13 protein-coding genes are annotated in these 18520 nt (G+C 40.3%); all 13 read left to right on the top strand.

All coding sequences use genetic code 11. From position 1 onward, the window contains the following. Positions 1–7 precede the first annotated feature (7 nt). Positions 8–2548, top strand: a complete 2541-nt coding sequence (gene gyrA / locus LI149_RS08530) for a DNA gyrase subunit A (RefSeq protein ID WP_005334671.1) — start codon at positions 8–10, stop codon at positions 2546–2548. A gap of 149 nt (positions 2549–2697) precedes the next feature. Beyond that, positions 2698–3540 carry a fumarate hydratase gene (locus tag LI149_RS08525; RefSeq protein ID WP_147567886.1) on the top strand — a complete coding sequence of 281 codons (843 nt, stop codon included), beginning with the start codon at positions 2698–2700 and terminating at the stop codon, positions 3538–3540. Between the two features lie 2 nt (positions 3541–3542). Further along, entirely contained in the window at positions 3543–4094 is a 552-nt protein-coding gene (locus tag LI149_RS08520) for a Fe-S-containing hydro-lyase (RefSeq protein WP_005334669.1), read from the top strand. Further along, positions 4091–4804 (top strand): 1-acyl-sn-glycerol-3-phosphate acyltransferase, encoded by a 714-nt coding sequence (locus LI149_RS08515; RefSeq protein ID WP_227143216.1) that lies wholly within the window; start codon positions 4091–4093, stop codon positions 4802–4804. Before LI149_RS08520 ends, LI149_RS08515 begins: the two co-directional genes overlap by 4 nt. A gap of 352 nt (positions 4805–5156) precedes the next feature. Next, positions 5157–6026, top strand: a complete 870-nt coding sequence (locus LI149_RS08510) for a sensor domain-containing diguanylate cyclase (RefSeq protein WP_227143215.1) — start codon at positions 5157–5159, stop codon at positions 6024–6026. Then, complete coding sequence (locus LI149_RS08505; RefSeq protein ID WP_227143214.1) at positions 6017–6880, top strand: sensor domain-containing diguanylate cyclase; 864 nt, start codon at positions 6017–6019, stop codon at positions 6878–6880. The genes LI149_RS08510 and LI149_RS08505 overlap by 10 nt, the downstream gene beginning before the upstream one ends. Before the next feature lie 39 nt (positions 6881–6919). Continuing rightward, positions 6920–7624 (top strand): LytTR family DNA-binding domain-containing protein, encoded by a 705-nt coding sequence (locus tag LI149_RS08500; protein ID WP_227143213.1) that lies wholly within the window; start codon positions 6920–6922, stop codon positions 7622–7624. Between the two features lie 59 nt (positions 7625–7683). After that, the gene (locus tag LI149_RS08495) at positions 7684–8889 is read left to right on the top strand and encodes an ATP-binding protein (RefSeq protein ID WP_227143212.1); all 1206 of its coding nucleotides are present in this window, start codon (positions 7684–7686) and stop codon (positions 8887–8889) included. 3 nt (positions 8890–8892) lie between these two features. After that, complete coding sequence (locus LI149_RS08490; RefSeq protein WP_227143211.1) at positions 8893–11745, top strand: two-component regulator propeller domain-containing protein; 2853 nt, start codon at positions 8893–8895, stop codon at positions 11743–11745. Between the two features lie 116 nt (positions 11746–11861). Further along, entirely contained in the window at positions 11862–12302 is a 441-nt protein-coding gene (locus LI149_RS08485; protein WP_227143210.1) for a hypothetical protein, read from the top strand. An 8-nt stretch (positions 12303–12310) separates the two neighbouring features. Beyond that, complete coding sequence (lepB, locus tag LI149_RS08480) at positions 12311–12901, top strand: signal peptidase I (RefSeq protein ID WP_227143209.1); 591 nt, start codon at positions 12311–12313, stop codon at positions 12899–12901. 17 nt (positions 12902–12918) lie between these two features. Further along, positions 12919–16830 carry a DUF11 domain-containing protein gene (locus LI149_RS08475; RefSeq protein WP_227143208.1) on the top strand — a complete coding sequence of 1304 codons (3912 nt, stop codon included), beginning with the start codon at positions 12919–12921 and terminating at the stop codon, positions 16828–16830. A 92-nt stretch (positions 16831–16922) separates the two neighbouring features. Then, positions 16923–18520 (top strand): hypothetical protein (locus LI149_RS08470; RefSeq protein WP_227143207.1); only part of this gene is annotated, 1598 nt, incomplete at its 3' end.

Genomic DNA, 18520 nt, shown 5'->3' with positions numbered 1-18520 from the left:
TAGATAAATGGAAGACAATATTTTTGATAAAGTCCATGAGGTCGACCTAAAGAAAACGATGGAGACCTCCTATATCGATTATGCCATGAGTGTTATTGCTTCCCGTGCGCTTCCAGATGTAAGAGACGGATTGAAACCTGTACAGAGAAGAATTCTTTACTCCATGATCGAGCTGAACAATGGACCGGATAAACCGCACAGAAAATCAGCCCGTATCGTCGGTGATACAATGGGTAAATATCATCCGCACGGTGACAGTTCCATTTACGGAGCATTGGTTAATATGGCTCAGGAATGGTCTACCAGATATCCGCTCGTTGACGGGCATGGAAACTTCGGTTCTGTGGACGGTGACGGAGCAGCGGCTATGCGTTACACAGAGGCAAGATTGAGTAAGATTTCCATGGAACTGACTGCTGATATCAACAAAGATACGGTAGACTTCATGCCAAACTTCGATGAGACGGAGAAAGAACCGGTTGTACTTCCGGCAAGATTCCCGAACCTTCTGGTGAACGGTACATCCGGTATCGCCGTAGGTATGGCAACGAATATCCCGCCGCACAATCTTCGTGAGGTCATTGACGCAGTAGTCAGAATTATCGATAACAAGATTGCAGATAAAGACGAGACAACAATGGAAGAAATCCTTGAGATCATCAAGGGACCAGACTTCCCGACCGGTGGAGAGATTCTTGGTACAAGAGGAATCGAGGAAGCATATCGAACAGGACGTGGTAAGATTCGTGTACGTGCCGTAACGAACATTGAGACGATGCCGAATGGAAAGAGCCGCATCATTGTTACAGAGCTTCCGTACATGGTCAATAAGGCACGTCTGATCGAGAAAATCGCAGAGCTGGTACGTGACAAGAAGGTGGATGGAATCACAGACTTAAGTGATCAGTCCAGCCGTGAAGGTATGCGTATTGTCATTGAACTTCGTAAAGATGTCAATGCAAATGTATTGCTGAACCAGCTTTACAAACATACACAGCTTCAGGATACATTTGGCGTGATTATGCTGGCACTGGTCGGCAAACAGCCAAAAGTCATGAATATTTTAGAGCTTCTTGGATATTACCTGAAGCATCAGGAAGATGTTGTGACACGTCGTACAAAGTACGAACTGAACAAAGCAAAAGAAAGAGCGCATATCTTAAAAGGATTATTGATCGCGCTTGATAATATTGACGAAGTTATCCGGATCATCCGTGGTTCCAGTACGGTACAGGCTGCAAAAGCAGAACTCATGGAGAAATTCGAACTGGATGATGTTCAGGCTCAGGCTATCGTAGATATGCGTCTGCGTGCTCTGACAGGATTGGAAAGAGAGAAGCTTGAGAAAGAATATGCAGAACTTATGGCTCAGATTGAGAGACTGGAGGCAATTCTGGCAGACGAAAAATTACTTCTTGGAGTGATTCGTGAAGAAATCCTTGTCATTAAGGATAAATATGGTGATGACAGAAGAACATCCATCGGATTTGACGAGTATGACATTTCCATGGAGGATCTGATTCCGAAGGAGAATATTGTAATTACCATGACAAAACTTGGTTACATCAAGCGTATGTCTGATGATACATTTAAGGCACAGAATCGTGGCGGTAAGGGAATTAAAGGTATGCAGACTCTGGATGAAGACTATGTGGAAGAGCTATTCATGACGAATACGCACCACTACATTATGTTCTTTACGAACACCGGACGTGTCTACAGACTGAAAGGTTACGAGATTCCGGAGGCAAGCCGCACATCAAGAGGAACTGCGATCATCAACCTGCTCCAGTTAATGCCGGGCGAGAAGATTACCGCAGTAATCCCGATTGATTACTACCGCGATCAGGATTATCTGATCATGGCAACGAAGAAAGGTCTTGTGAAGAAGACTTCCCTTCGCGAGTACATGAATGTAAGAAAGACAGGACTTGCCGCAATTACACTGCGTGATGAGGATGAACTGATCGAAGTAAAATTCACAGACAACAATCAGGAAATCATTCTTGCAACGAAGTATGGTCAGTGTATCCGCTTTAATGAGACCGACGTAAGAGCAACAGGACGTAACTCCATGGGAGTACGCGGAATCAACCTTGCAGACCGAGACGAAGTGATTGGAATGCAGCTTGTGACCCAGGGACATGACCTTTTGATTGTATCTGAAAAAGGTATGGGTAAACGTACAGACATCCATGAATTTACAGCACAGAACCGTGGCGGCAAAGGAGTGAAGTGTTACAAGATCACTGAAAAGACAGGAAATGTCATCGGAATCAAGGCAGTTGACGAAGACGATGAGATTATGATCATAAACACAGACGGAATCATCATCCGTATGCTGTGTTCAGGAATCTCCGTACTCGGAAGAATCACATCCGGAGTCAAACTTATCAACCTGAAAGATAAAGAGACCGTAGCAAGTATCGCAAAAGTCAGAGACGAAGAAAAAGAAGAAGCCAAAAAGAAAGAAATCTTCGGCGAAGATGGGGTTGAAGTAGACCAGATTGATGTAGAATCACTGGCGTTAGAAAGTGACGAAGAATAAAAATAATTCTATCTGAGAAAAGAAAATTTAATAAGACTATAAAAAAATCTGCAGCTGCAGGACATGAAAATACGAGGCTGCAGATTTTTTTGTCTTGTATATCACTAAGGGACAGGGTAAAATGAAAAAAGAGATGAAAGGAGATCATTATGCGTTCAGTCGATGTAAGTATAGTTACGAGAAATATTAAAGAAATGTGTATTCAGGCGAATCATTTTCTGTCTGAGGATATGGATATAGCAATGAAAAATGCGGTGGAGACGGAGAAAGCACCGCTTGGAAAGCAGATTCTGACACAGCTTCAGGAGAATTTAAAGATTGCAGGAGAGGATATGATCCCAATCTGTCAGGATACTGGTATGGCGGTCGTGTTCATAGAAGTTGGTCAGGAGGTACACTTTGAAGGTGGAAGTCTTACGGATGCCATCAATGAGGGTGTGCGCCAGGGATATGTGGAAGGATATCTTAGAAAGTCTGTTGTAGGTGACCCGATCATCCGTGAGAATACGAAAGATAACACGCCGGCAGTTATTCACTATAACATTGTGCCGGGGGATAAAGTAAAGATTAAAGTTGCTCCGAAGGGATTTGGAAGCGAGAATATGAGCCGTGTCTTTATGCTGAAGCCTGCCGATGGGATTGAAGGTGTGAAGAATGCAATTCTGACAGCTGTTCAGGATGCGGGACCGAATGCCTGTCCGCCGATGGTAGTCGGTGTCGGAATTGGTGGTACCTTTGAAAAATGTGCTCTTATGGCAAAGGATGCCCTGACACGTGAAGTTGGCACACACTCAGACATCCAGTGGGTCAAGGATCTGGAAGAGGAGATGCTTGAGACGATCAACAAGCTTGGTATCGGACCTGGAGGTCTTGGAGGAACAACAACAGCTCTTGCGGTAAATGTTAATACATACCCGACTCACATTGCGGGACTTCCAGTAGGAATCAATATTTGCTGTCACGTCAACAGACACATTGTGAGGGAGGTATAGTCATGGAGAAGCATATAAAAGCACCAATCAGTAAAGAAGTATCCCGTAAGCTTAGAGCAGGAGATTATGTATACATTACAGGAACTATCTACACGGCGAGAGATGCCGCTCACAAGAGAATGGATGATGCTCTTAAAAATGGAGAAAATCTTCCGGTAGATATGGTTGGACAGACGATTTATTATATGGGACCATCTCCGGCGAGAGAAGGGCGTCCGATTGGTTCTGCAGGTCCGACAACTGCGAGCCGTATGGACCGTTATGCGCCGAAGCTTCTGGATCTTGGTCTCACAGCCATGATTGGAAAAGGTAAGAGAAGTAAGGAAGTACTGGACGCTGTCAAAAGAAACGGAAGTGTTTACTTTGCGGCAGTGGGAGGAGCAGGAGCGCTTCTTTCAAAATGTATTAAGACTTCTGAGGTCGTAGCTTATGATGATCTTGGAACGGAAGCTATCCGCAAGCTTTACGTGGAAGATTTCCCGGTAATCGTAGTCGCTGATTGCGAGGGCGGTTATCTGTACGAAAGTGCCATAAAGGAGTACAAGAAGATATGAAACGAATCATAATGATGGTTCTTCGGAACATTTTACTTGTTCCGTGGATGTGGGCAAAATTATGTTATCATGCATCTCACGTAGACAAATACACAGAAGAAGAACATTACCGGATGCTCCGGTTCATCACACACCGCGCTAATAAAGGTGGAAATGTGACCATAGATGCCCACGGGCTTGAGAATATCCCAGAAGAAAACGGCTTTATGTTCTTCCCAAATCATCAGGGACTTTACGATGTACTGGCACTTGTAGATGTCTGCCCGAAGCCATTTTCCGTAGTTGCAAAAAAAGAAGTGGAAAATGTGCCATTTTTAAAACAAGTTTTCAAATGTATGAAAGCATATATGATGGATCGTAATGATATCCGTCAGTCACTGCAGGTCATTGTAAATGTGACAAATGAGGTAAAGAACGGAAGAAATTATCTCATTTTCCCGGAAGGAACAAGATCTAAGATGGGAAATGAGATGCTGGAGTTTAAAGGCGGAAGCTTTAAAGCAGCAACGAAAGCAAAATGTCCGATCGTGCCGGTTGCACTGATCGATTCTTTCAAGCCATTTGACACTAACAGCATCGCACCAGTCACAGTGCAGGTACATTTTTTAAAACCGCTGTACTATGATGATTATAAAGACATGAAGACGAATGATATCGCGGAACTTGTAAGAAGTCAGATTCAGGAGACGATAAAGGCTGCAACAGAATAAAGAAAGCTGATTAAGATCCGCTTTTCCCTAAATATGACATCTTTTGGATATATAGCTATTGCATTCTTATACTCGTAACGATATTTTTCGGGGGGGGGGGTATAGGTGTAGTAGCTTTTTTATTACAAATTTTTCTATTTAGCTTGTCAGGATGTCCATTTAGCTTGCTTTTTAGCGTGGGCAGGAATTGTTTGTTATTATAAATTTAATAAATATTGATAATATGCATTAATTTATCAGATGGGTCATTCTCCCATCTGATGTGCGCTCTAAGTGAGTCTTACTATTAGATAAATCTGATATTGCCTCCGGCAGAAATGCCGAAGCATTCCTGAATGAGAGGATGAAAACAATGGGACACGAAAAAAAAGAATATTCTGCCGAAGAATTACTTCAGTTTGCGTACAAGCATAACCAGATACCGGAAATTTTATTTGCGAAAGATACAGAATGCCGTTATGTGTACACATCTGAGATAGAAAATGTAATTGACGGAGGAGAAGAAAACTCAATCATAGGAAAGACAGATATGCAGATCCAGCAGGATCCGGAGCTTGGCAAGACCTTTTTTGAACAGGACCGGGAAATCATGCGGACCGGGAAAACACTTTACTGTTATTGTGAGTTCAATGACAATGGAAAAAAAGTATATAGAGAGATAGCGAAGAACCCTGTTTACAGTAATGGAGAACTGATAGGAGTATGTGGAGTTGTCAGTGATGTAACAGAGTTAATGAGTCTGAAGAAGAAATTCGAATCATTAACTTTTTTTGATACTTTGACAGGGATGTACAACAGAAATTATTTTCTAAAATATGATTTTAATAAACTAAGCTGTCTGCCGTGCAGTTATATTATGTGTGACTGCAATGACCTGAAAGGTGTAAATGATCATCTTGGACACAGTGCCGGTGATACATATATCAAAGCGACTGCTGAGATGATAAAAAATGTTCTGCCGGAAAATGGAATCTGTGTAAGATGGGGCGGAGATGAATTTCTGCTGATCCTGCCGGACTGTGATGAAGATGCCTGTAAAAAGCTGGTAGAAGAGATGGAAGAACAGCAGAAGATAAAGAGAAAAGAAATTCCTTATATGGAGATTGCAATTGGCTGTCAGGTACGAAAGTCGCTGCATCAGGACGAAGATGAAGTCATCAAAGCTGCCGATCAGAACATGTACGAAGATAAAAAGAGAAAGAAGGCGATGGAGTGGAAGTAAAAAAAGAATATATGCCATATATGAAAGATATTTTCCAGGCATTGCCACAGACATTCTTTCTGAAGGACGCGGAAGGAAAGTACGCATTTGCAAGTAAAATATGTGAACTTGTTAATGGGGGACCGGACGGAACGCTGATCGGGAAAAAGGACAGCGACATTCAGTACGATAAGACACTTGGTAAACGCTACGAAGAGGAAGACCAGGAAATCCTAAAGACAGGAATTTCCACGCACACGATTGACATGGTTGATGTGCAGGGCGAGAAACACTACATCGAAGTCATGAAGAATCCGATCTACAATGATGACAAGGATATTATTGGAATTATCGGTATCTGTAATGATGTGACAGAACTCGTGATCATGCGGGAAAAATATGAACAGCTGAGTCTGTATGATTCACTGACCGGACTGTATAACAGAAATTATATTGTGAAATTTAATTTTGAAAATGAGACAAGTATGCCGTGCAGCTACATCGTCTGTGACTGCAATGGACTTAAGATGATCAATGACCAGTTCGGACATACAGCAGGAGACCAGCATCTGTGCAAGGTTGCCAGCATGTTAAAAGAGGCCGCCTATGAGAATTCGGTCGTGATTCGCTGGGGCGGAGATGAATTTGTAGTTGTTACCCCGGGATGCAGTGAAATCGCACATCGGAAACTGATAGATGCAATCAGAAGAACTCAGGAAAAATATATGGGAAATAATCCTTATATTGGTCTTGCAGTGGGGGGAGCAGTCAGAACATCACAACAACAGTCCGAGACTGAAATCTTAAAACTGGCAGATGAGAGAATGTATGCTGATAAAGCCTTGCAAAAGAAAAGCTTTAATAAAATTTCGTAAGACTTTGTCGGGAAAAACACAGCGTGAGGGTAAGAAACTATGAGGATTGCTATTTGTGACGATGAGACACAGATACGGGAGTTACTAAAGGACAAAATAAGCAGATATTGTTTTACGAACAATATAGAACTAAATCTTCAGACATTTGAAAATGGCGAAGAATTGTTAAAGGATGATTTTCAGACATTTGATGTATTATTTCTGGACGTGGACATGCCCGGAATTGACGAACTTGAAACTGCCAAGGAAATCAGAAAGCTGAACCGGGATATGCTCATCATATTCCTGACTGCTTACAGCGAGTTCGTATTTGAGAGTTTTAAGGTCGATGCGTTCCGCTATCTTGTGAAACCGGTTCCGAACCAGGAACTGACAGAGACACTGGATGCTATCCGGGAAAAGCTATGTGCACCGGAAGAAAATCTGAGCTTTCAGTTCCAGAACGAGAGGTACAGCATCCGTTACTCCGATATTATCTACATTGAGGGAATGCGGGATAAAATCTGGATCTACTGCAAAGATACGACCTACCGATGGCGGGGAACCTTGAAGAGTCTGAATGAGATGCTGCAGGAAAAAGGATTTTTCCAGGTCCACAGAAGCTATATCATCAACATGAACAAAATTCAAAAGTATAATTCACAGACCGTTGTAATGGAATCTGGTTATAAAGTTCCAATCAGTAAATACCGGTTGGATGATTTCAAAGAAGAATATATAAAATACTGGAGTAAGATACTATGATCTTTGACATATTGGTGTTTATTACATGCACATTTAATGTATACAGTTTGCTTTTTGTAATGAGCAATACTGAGAAAGTCACAGATATTCTCGGTCATATGAATAACAAGGCAAAGATATTTTCGGTACTGGCAATTATTGCGACAACAGAATGCATTGTGCGTCTGGGAGTTTATCTAATCTACTTCCTGATCTTTGAATATTTTTGTGTGCTGACCTGGTATGGGGTGAAGAAAAAAAGTCATCTGCAGGCAGGAATCCGGGGAATTATAAGTATTATACTGATGATTGTTGTAGAACTTACAATTATCTATCTTTATTATCACAAAGATATTGAAAATATCCAGAGGACCGGAAGAATTAATCATGAGATACAGATTGCCTGCTATCTTGGAATGGCAATGATCCAGTATCTGGTCTTTATTGGAAGAGAAATTCTTAGGATAAGTTCAGGATTCCGAAAGGGATTAGTATTTACACTGGAGCTAAAAGCGGTGACAGATATTGTCTGGCTGTACATCTGTATTGCAAGTGCCGAATTCAAGAACAGCCATGTCATGATACCTTTTCTATTCATTGCGGAGATATTGATTAATTATTGTGCTCTGCTGATTATGGTTCTTAAGATTGATGAACACACGGTAAGAGAGAAACGTGCAGATATTAATGTCAACACTTATGAATATTATCTGAACATGGAGGAGGAACACCGTCAGATCCGGAAAATGTATCACGAGATGAAGAATCAGCTCATGATCATGGAAGAAAAAGGTGAGAAAACAGAATTAAATCATGAAAAGGCAATGCAGAAAAAGCTGGATGAACTAAATAAATTTTATCATACCGGAATCCCGTCACTGGACATTCTGCTGTTTGACGGGAAGACAAAGTCGGAGGCAAGAAATATTAACTTTGAAGCGGTTATTTCTGAAGGATGCCTTTCCTTTATGGATGAGACAGATGTCAACGTAATTTTCAGTAATGCAATCATCAATGCCATAGAGGCTTGTGAAAAGATTACAGACGGACCGAAAGAGATTAAAATTAAGGCTGGAAAAAATGCAGAAGATACATTGATTTATTTTAAGAATACAGCCTGTCAGGAGAGAAAAAAAGGTTCTCTTAGTACCAATAAGAAAAACAAAAAGTTACATGGAATAGGATTAACAAGCATACAGGAATGTGCAGAAAAATATCATGGTTATGTCTCTATCATTGAAGAAGATTCAACATTCCAACTGGCAATATTATTTGGTAAGGAGTAAAGAATGAGAAAGTACATAAAAATATTATTTGTGCTTTCGACGATGTTTTTTTTCATTCACGTAAACGATGTGAATGTTTTCGCCGAGACGAATACAAATCAGAATTATGAAAGAGATTACCTGTCCAAAGTCTATAATTCAGAAAATGGGCTGGAAGGAACGACTGCCAACTGCATCTGCCCGGCTAAGGATGGATTTTTGTGGCTGGGCGGCTATACCGGACTTTACAGATATGACGGGACAGAATTCAAAAAATATCTGATGGATGACAGAGCCATTCCTGTTAATGATATTGTACAGGATGAGAATGGAACTCTCTGGATTGGAACGAATGGCGAAGGTATTTACAGCTTTGACGGCGAAAACTTTAAAGAATATAAGCTGGATCATGATGAACGTGGTTCTTCTGTAATCAACAAATTATATAAAGATTCCGAAGGAATTGTCTGGATCGGAACAAAAGCAGGGTTATTTTCCATTGATACGCGAACAGAAGAAAAGACAGTAAAAAAATATGATGAATTTTCAGAAATGCTGATTCAGGATATCAGCGAAATTGGTACAGGAGATACCATTGTCCTGGAAAAAACAGGACGTGTTTTTTGTATAGATGATGAAAATGTCCGTGAGATTTCCATCTCCGGGCTGGAAGGAGAAGGAATACCAAGATGCTGCAGTACAGATAACGGAGATACATTTTACATTGGAACAACCAGAAATCTGATATTGAAGATGTCAAATACGGGGGAAGTATTAGAAAAAATAGATGGAAACGGACTTTCATCATTCAATGAAATCCGGCAATTAGATGAGAATCAGAAATGGGTATGCAGTGATAACGGAATCGGAATTTTAAAAGATGACAAGATTGAAAAGATGGATTTTCCATTCGACGATTCCGTAGAGGAAAGCTGCGAAGATTATCAGGGAAATTACTGGTTCGTATCTTCTAGAGAAGGAATTTTACAGTTATATGAGAATCATTTTTCTGATCTGGAATCCTACTGGGGCGGAAAAAGGCGTACCGCTAATTCCATCCAGCCATATGGAGATAAAATCTATGTGGGATATGATGAAGGATTGTTTTGCTATGAAGGAAAAAATCAGGTGACTGACAATCTGGTAGAAGCATGCGGCGGGGCAAGAATCCGTCAGATTTATCTGGACCGGGAAAATAATCTCTGGGTCTCCACGTTTGAAGATGGCATCAAAGAGATGACACAAGATGGCAAAATAGTCAGTTACAATACAGAGAACAGCGGACTTGGAACAGACAAGATCCGATGCATCTGGGAAAACAGTAATCAGGAATTTCTGGTAGGAACAGAAGACGGAGCCTATATCATAGACCGTGATCATCAGATAAAACTGCTTACAGATGACAACATTTTAAGTACAAAACGTATTCTTGCGATCAAAGAAGACAATGCCGGAAAAATTTATGTTGCAACAGATGGATATGGAATCTATGAGATAGAAGATGGCAATGTAAAAAAAGTATATTCAAAGCAGGACGGTCTGTTATCCAATGTCGTAATGAAGCTTGTTCCATCAGAAAAACGAAATGGAATCTGGGCAGTTACAGGAGAAGGAATCTGTTTCATAGATGAAAATGAAAAGGTACAGAAAGTAACAGGCATTCCTGTTGCGAACAGTCTGGATATGCTTTTGAATGATGACGGCACAGCAGTGATTCTGGCAGGAAACGGATATTTTCAGCTGAATGAAAAAGATTTACTGAAAAAAGAAAACATTTCTTATATCCACTATGATAAAAAAGATGGCCTGCCGGTAGATTTTACTGCAAATGCAAGAAACACAATTCAGAATGGAATTCTCTACATGTGTGGTACAACAGGAGCTGTCAGCATTAATCTGAATGAGGAACATACGGAAAAACCGATAAAATTATATATTAACGGAGTCGTTGAAGATGGAAAGGACATTTCCTGTAACGGAAACGAAGTTGTGTTATCATCAGGTGCCCACAGAGTCAATATTGATGTGAAAATGATTAATTTTGTCCATCAGAATGTGTACGCCGGATATTTTCTGAAAGGTATGGATAAAGAAGAGACATTTCAGAAGAATGAGGATATGACCGATATCAGTTACACGAATCTGGAAGGCGGACATTATACTTATCATTATAAAGTTTATGACGGTGAGACGGATAAATGTCTTGTGAAATTATCGGTACCGATTCGAAAAAATTACAGATTCTGGGAGGAACCAAGAGCAAGGGCACTTGGATATCTGCTGGGCTTTGGTGTATTTGTATTATTATTTATACTGCTGCTTGGTCTGAGAGAAAAACGAATGGACAGACATTATCAGATCAAATATCTGAAAGAAAAAGAAGATGAGATTTCGAAGCTTGCATACAGGGATCTTGTAACGGGAGTTTATAACCGCAATTTCTTTGAGATGGAAAAAGAAAAATTAGATGTGACAGAAGTTTACGCTGTTTTGTCTGTCAGCATCAATCATATGGTCTATTTTAAAAGCAAATATGGAATCTTCTTTACAGAAAACATTTTCCGAAAGGGTGTAGAAGTTATGCAGCAGTGCACAAAAGAAGATATAAAAATCTTCCGTGTATCGGAAAATATCTTTTATTACTGGATTAAGAAACCGGTACAACTGGAAACTTACATACAGGAGATGAAAGAGTCGTTCCAGAAAAAAGGTGAAGAAGAAGGCATGCCGTTTTCATTTTCCATCGGTGCAATTTACAATAACACAATTGGAAAAGAGAATATCGACGAGCTGATTGACCGATGCGGCAAGATGCGTCTGCTGGATGAGAAGAATGCGGAGGCGAAATTCATCGAAGGAAAGGTGAAAATGTTGTAAAAAATTGTATTTTATTAAAAACATGACCATTTTTAGAATATTTTTGGAAAAAAGTGAGCCTTTTTGGTGTATCATACCGTCGTAATAAATGAAAAGAATGATAAAAGGTGATCATTATGACAGATCGGGAATTTAAGAGATTAAAAAGAGCAGATTTAATTGAGATTATCTATCAGCTTCAGACTGAATTAGAAGAGACAAAAAAGCAATTAGAAGACAGAAACATTAAGATAGCAGCTGCGGGATCTATTGCAGATGCCGCAGTGGCAGTCAATCAACTGATGGAGACCGCACAACAGACCGCAGATCAGTATGTGGAATCTGTAAAGAACAGTGCGGAGGAGGCAAAAGCAGAAGCGAAAGCCGAGGCAGCCAAGATTACAGAAGAAGCAAAAGCCGAGGCGGCCAAGATTACAGAAGAGGCGAAAGCCGAAGCAGCTAAGATTACAGAAGAGGCGAAAGCTGAGGCAGCTAAGATTACAGAAGAAGCAAAGGCAGAAGTTAAGATAGAAGAGACCGCACAGGAAGATGCGGAAGTGAAGACAGAAGGAGAATAACAGGTACCATGTCAATCGGACAGCACAAAGAAGTTGCAATTCCATCTCTCGAGCAGGTAAAGCGGGAAAGGGAAAAGTTAAAATACCAAAAAGAATATCGCCGGACAATCAAGCATGTCCTCGGAGTACTTCTTGTGGCTGCGGCAGTATCTGTATTACTGGCAACTGTGTTCTTTCCAATCCTTCGGGTATCGGGAGTCAGTATGGAGCCGACGCTTGAGGACGGACAGGTCATTGTACTTGAAAAATCAGGAAAGTTTAAAACCGGAGATCTGATCGGATTCTATTATCAGAATAAGATTCTGTTAAAGAGAGTCATCGGACAGGCCGGAGATTATATAGACATTGATGCAGACGGGAATGTCTATGTCAATGATGAAAAGCTGGACGAGCCTTATCTGAAAGATCAGGCACTGGGAGAATGTGATATCAATCTTCCATATCAGGTTCCGGATGGCAAGATATTTGTCATGGGGGATCATCGTTCAAAATCCATTGACAGCCGAAGCAAATTAGTTGGCTGCGTATCAGATGAGCAAGTAGTCGGCAGAGTCGTATTCCGACTTTGGCCGTTAAAAAGTATAGGATTCCTTAAGTAGTGAAAAGAGGGAGAATTATGCGAGATATATTTAAGAATTACGAGGAAGAAAAAATAAATAAAAAGAAGAGGAGAAGGACCGTAAAAGCTGTGACGGCAATCGGTGCTCTGGCAGTTGCCGGAGTCGTGATGTGGCAGATGATACTTCCGGGTATCGCAATGCAGAATACGCCACATTGCGGAAAAGAAGAACATACACATACCGATGCCTGTTATACAAATCAGCTGACATGTGGTAAAGAAGAGACTGGCGGACATCAGCATACCGATGCCTGTTATAAGACCGAGCGCGTTTTAAGTTGCGGCCAGGAAGAAAGCGCGACACATCAGCATACAGACGCCTGCTATACAGAACAGAAAGTACTTGTATGCGGCCAGCAGGAAAAGGCAGCACACCATCACAGCAGTGCCTGCTACACAAAACAGCTGACATGTGGAAAAGAAGAACATACACATACCGATGCATGTTACAGTGACCCGACAGCAGATGTAGAGTACGAAGATACATGGAAGCGTACCTTTGCAAATGTAAAACTTGGCGATGACTGGGGCGATAATGTAGCAGCAATCGCAAAGACCCAGGTCGGATATCACGAAAGCGAGAAGAACTACAATGTTGTAGAGAACAATGAGCATAAAGGTTACACCCGTTACGGCAACTGGGCCGGCGGTACCAACATTTATGGCAACTGGGACACCACATTCGCAGAATTCTGTATCCACTACGCACAGATTCCGGATACCGCATTCCCGATGAATGCTGATATTGACCAGTGGATTAAATCTCTTCAGGACAATGACCTGTATGTCGATAAAAATTCTGAAGATTATCAGGCCGGTGATCTGATTTTCTTCCAGAAGAAAAATCAGGAGACTGAAAAGCAGATTGGAATTATCGAAAAAGTCGAAGAAAAGAACGGTAAGACATACATCAGCGTCATCGAAGGAAACTGTGAGAACCAAGTCAAGAAAAATGAATACACATCCGATGATGAGAACATTCTCGGATACGGTCTTATCTGCAAAGCACAGATGAAATACAAAGCTGCACAGATGACCCAGGATGATGAAAATGCGAGCGAAGATACAGCAACAGCGGATGCAGACACACAGCAGGAAGCACAGGTACAGAGTGCTGAGAATGCAGAAAATACGCAGGCCGTATTCTACAATGATGATGTGAATGGTGCAGAAAGTAAAAGCATTGATCAGGGCACAACTGTAAGTGTTGCACCGAAAGTCGATCAACCTGCAAGGAATGGTGAAATACAGTATGTAACAGTCCAGGTCACAGATTCAAGTCCAAATGAACAAGGCGATGCACAGGTCAAATTGGAAATCAGTGAATTACCGGAAGGTGTGACAATTGCCGGATTTGAAAACGGAAAAATGTCTGTTCAGATAACAACGAAGGACAATAAAGGCGCCACCAGAGAAGCAACCTTAACTTATAACGAGAAGACAAAGAAATATTATATAGAATTGAATCTACCACATGGTGCAACTTCCAACTTTGACATTCAGTTCAATTCGAAGAATGGAACTATGAGTAAGGAAAATACAGTGACCATCACACCATCAATTGTGAATAAAAGTGAGAATGATCAGGAAAGTGATCCGATAGATATAAAATGGAAAGGAGAACATGGATGGACGGATGTAAGAAAGAATGCTGATAGGGACAAGGTTGCAGTTGATGAGAATAGCAATACTCTAATTGGAGATGTTACTTATACAATTCAGGCAGAACCTCTGAATAGAGATTCTACAGGAAAGATATGGACAGAGGAAGTCAAGTTAAATGATAAGCTGACATTGCCGAATGGAATCAAATTTCCTGAGGGTGCAAAGATAAGTGATGATGGAACGAAAGTAGTATATAACGGGAAAACTATTTTTGAATTTACAGATTCACAAGGCGGAACGGTAAAATTCACGAATTTAACAAGTAATTCCGTAGATTGTGAAGTAGTAGTTCCAAATAAAAATAAAAAAGATGGTGTGTTGACTGGAGAACAGGATAGTCTTTATGTAAAAGCCAAATTAGATGTATCCCAACTAGTACTTGCGGATAATTATGCAGCTTCTGGTGCAACAACATTCGAAAATGATAAAATTACTAATCATGTTGATTTTGAATCAATACCATGTAAGGATTATAACCACTCAAAATCAGAAGCAGAAAAAGTAATTACTCCATCAGCTGAACAGAAAACAGATATAACAAAAACGGCAGTTGATGAGAAGGGTAACGAGATATCAGAGATAAAAGCCGGAGAAAAATTCACATACAAAATCAATGTAAAGAATACCGGAAGCATCAATGTTAAAGCAGATGATCCTAAAAATGTTGTGACAGATATATTACCACCATACGTAGAGATTACAAAGGAACAGCTTGAAAAATGGAATGGTAATCCGACTTATGACGAGTCGACAAGAACCATTACCTGGAAACCGGGAGCATTAAAAGCAGGGGAAGAACAGACTTTAAATGTAGAAGTGAAAGCCAAGGATGCTGAGAGCCTGAAAGGGGTATCAAGTATAACGAACACGGCACACTATTACGACAAGGATGCGTCAAATACTATCAAATACAAAGCTCCGAATATTGAAATCGAAAAGAGCAATGATACTAATGGAACAGTTAAGAATGGTGACGAGATTACATATACAGTTACGATTGAAAACAAAGAAGATACAGAATCAATTGAACAGATTATTACAGACCAGTTACCGGCAGGATTAGTATTTGAGAAAGTTTTGGATAAGGATGGAAAAGAGGTAACAGCTAATAATAGTTATCAGGTAAAATCAACAAATGAAAATGGTAGTCATGACGTTTCCAACTGGTCGGTCAATGGACAGACACTCACCTGGAATTTAGGAAAGTTGAAAGCGCATGAAAAAGTTACTTTAACGTATGTATGTAAGGTAAATACAGATAATGCTGACGGTTCTCTGACAAAGTTATCCAATATAGCAAGTAACGGAGACAAGAGCAGTCCTTCCTCAGATGTTAAGGTAGATTATCCGATAGATGTTGATAAAAAAGTCAAAGATGGCGATAAGTGGACAGACGGAAATGGTACATACAACATAGGAGAGGACATAGAGTATTCGGTCAAAGTAACAAATGCCAGTGGAAGTGCTGCCAGCAACAAGACCGACTTAAAAATAACAGATACACTTCCGGCAGGAATGGTTCCGTCCTATACATTGTATAAGGATGCAAACTGTACCCAGGAGTTAGGAAAAACATTTGAAGAGCTTGCAACAACATGGGGCAATTCAGGAAGTGGAATCGGTGAAGGATATGAGGGCGTTGGATATATCAAAATCGGTGAAGATGTCGTTCAGGTTACGAGACAACATAATGGAGGAAAAGCATACAACACATTTACATTGACCTGGAACATTGGAAGTATCCCGGCTGGACAGTCCGTAGAAAAGAACTATAAAGTCAAATTACTTGATAAAGTGATTGAAGGGGGATACACCAATAAAGTTTCCGTGGATGGTAGAACCAAGGAAGTAACAATCTACGGAAAGGATGATTCAAAATCAGCGAAAGTTGATTTGAAGAAGAGCGTATGGACGATTTATGACGGATCAAATAATCAGGACTTCCTTAACAGTAAATCAATCTTCCAGCAAAGCGATGCACAAAAGGATGGATTATATGTTGTTTATAATATCAGCGTTATCAATACAGGAGACACGACAGTTAATATCAAAGATCTGACAGATTATATGACAGACGGTCTGACATATTATGGATTTAAAGAAACAACGTATGGTTTGTATAAATCGGTAATAGAAAACAACTGGAAAAATAATCAGGAAATATATACAACGAATAGTAATGTACCAGGTTGGGTTGATTTGTCTGGCTCGATATTACAAAATCAAGTAAAAAAAAAAAAGTAAAAGTTAGTGGAGATAATAAAAATGTTCAATATCAGATTGGAGGAGATACAGGATACAACTTAGAAGCCGGAAAAGCAATTTCATTCTTTGTCATGTGTAAGGTAGATAAAGATGCACAACTGGATGTGCCACTTACCAATACAGCAGATTTGACAGTAGATAAAAATGTCCAATATCAGAAATACAAAGATATCAAGATGAAAGGGACAAAGGACGATACGCAGCAAAATCTCGGAACTACAACCGATAAAGAAGAAGGAAATAACAGAATTTTATCATCATCCGTAACGGTGAAACCTCAGAATATCATTGTTCCGGGAATTACAAAAGAGGCAATCTCCTATATCCCGGCCGGTGAAACAACGGAGGTACCGATTAAAGATAAAGATAATATCCAGCCGAATGTTACTGTGAAATGGAGAGTTCGCCTGTACAATGACGGAACAGTACCTATCAGTGGATATACGATCAGTGATACCGTGGAGAAATCTTTCCATATCATCACACAAGAGGAAGCAAACGCAATTGGAAAATCCAATCCATTTACTTTGGAAGTATATCCTCAAAAATGGGATGGAACAACATCAAAAAATATAAGCGAAGATATCTGGAATAATATTGAGACAACAAAAAAGAGCAATTCATTCGAAATATCTATTCCAAGTGGTACCTGTGAGATTCCGGCGGGCGGATATGCAGATGTAATCATTTATACAAAGAATAATGAATTTGTAAACAGTATATACAAGAATTCAGCTACATTTGTTCCAAATGATTCTTTTGATGCAAACCAAGTAAAACATGGTGAGTTGATAACAGACAGCGATGGAAAGAGTGGTGTCAAGGCAGAAGATAGCGTGTATGCTATGGGAAGCTTTGGTTCTTATTCTTGGAAGACCATACAGGAAAAGGATAATCCAGATAATGCAGGATATGGATATAAGGCTTCGGAAGGTCAGAACTATATTACAGTAGATAGCAGTGGAAAACGAGTCATTTACACAAACAATATTGATAATACAAGTACAGGTAGTTTCCAAAACATAGCAGTCGTTGATCTTATGCCGCATGTAGGTGATACAGGAGTGATTAACCAGTCTCAGCAAAGAGACAGTCAGTATACCGTTTCTTATGCAGGTGGATTAAAGCTTTATGATGTTACAGACCAGACATCTGAGAAGGTTGAACTTACATCGGATAAATATGTGATTCAGTTCTCTTCCAAGACAAGCTTTAATGAGCAGGAAGATTTTGTAAACAGAGAATCCAATGACTGGCATACCGAGTGGCAGGAGGGAGACCGGTCATTCAGAATATTGATGAGTGAAGATTATGTACTTCCTAGTGGTCACACACTTGTAATTGAATATGAAGGTCAGATTGAAGGAGACGCAAATCCTGGCGCTATTGCATGGAACAGTTTTGGTTATCGTTACAGTGCGAAGGATAGCAACGGAAATACTAAAAATCTGATGCCTGAACCGCCAAAAGTAGGATCAAAGATAAAACCAGAATCAACCATTGAAAAAATTGTTGTAGATAATGATGGCAACAGACTTGAAGCTGATACAAGCAAAAAGTACAAAGTCAGCATTTATACAGGTGACAGCACGAATGGCAACGATTTGCTCAAAGAAATCGTTAAGGAAAGAATCGAAGGTGGTGCAAACGAAAAAGCAGTATTGAGACT

This window comes from Dorea sp. 210702-DFI.3.17, from assembly GCF_020560825.1.
Lineage (GTDB): Bacteria > Bacillota > Clostridia > Lachnospirales > Lachnospiraceae > Dorea > Dorea formicigenerans.
The sequence above is the reverse complement of the archived record's forward strand: the minus strand, read 5'-3'. Positions and strand labels throughout refer to the sequence as shown.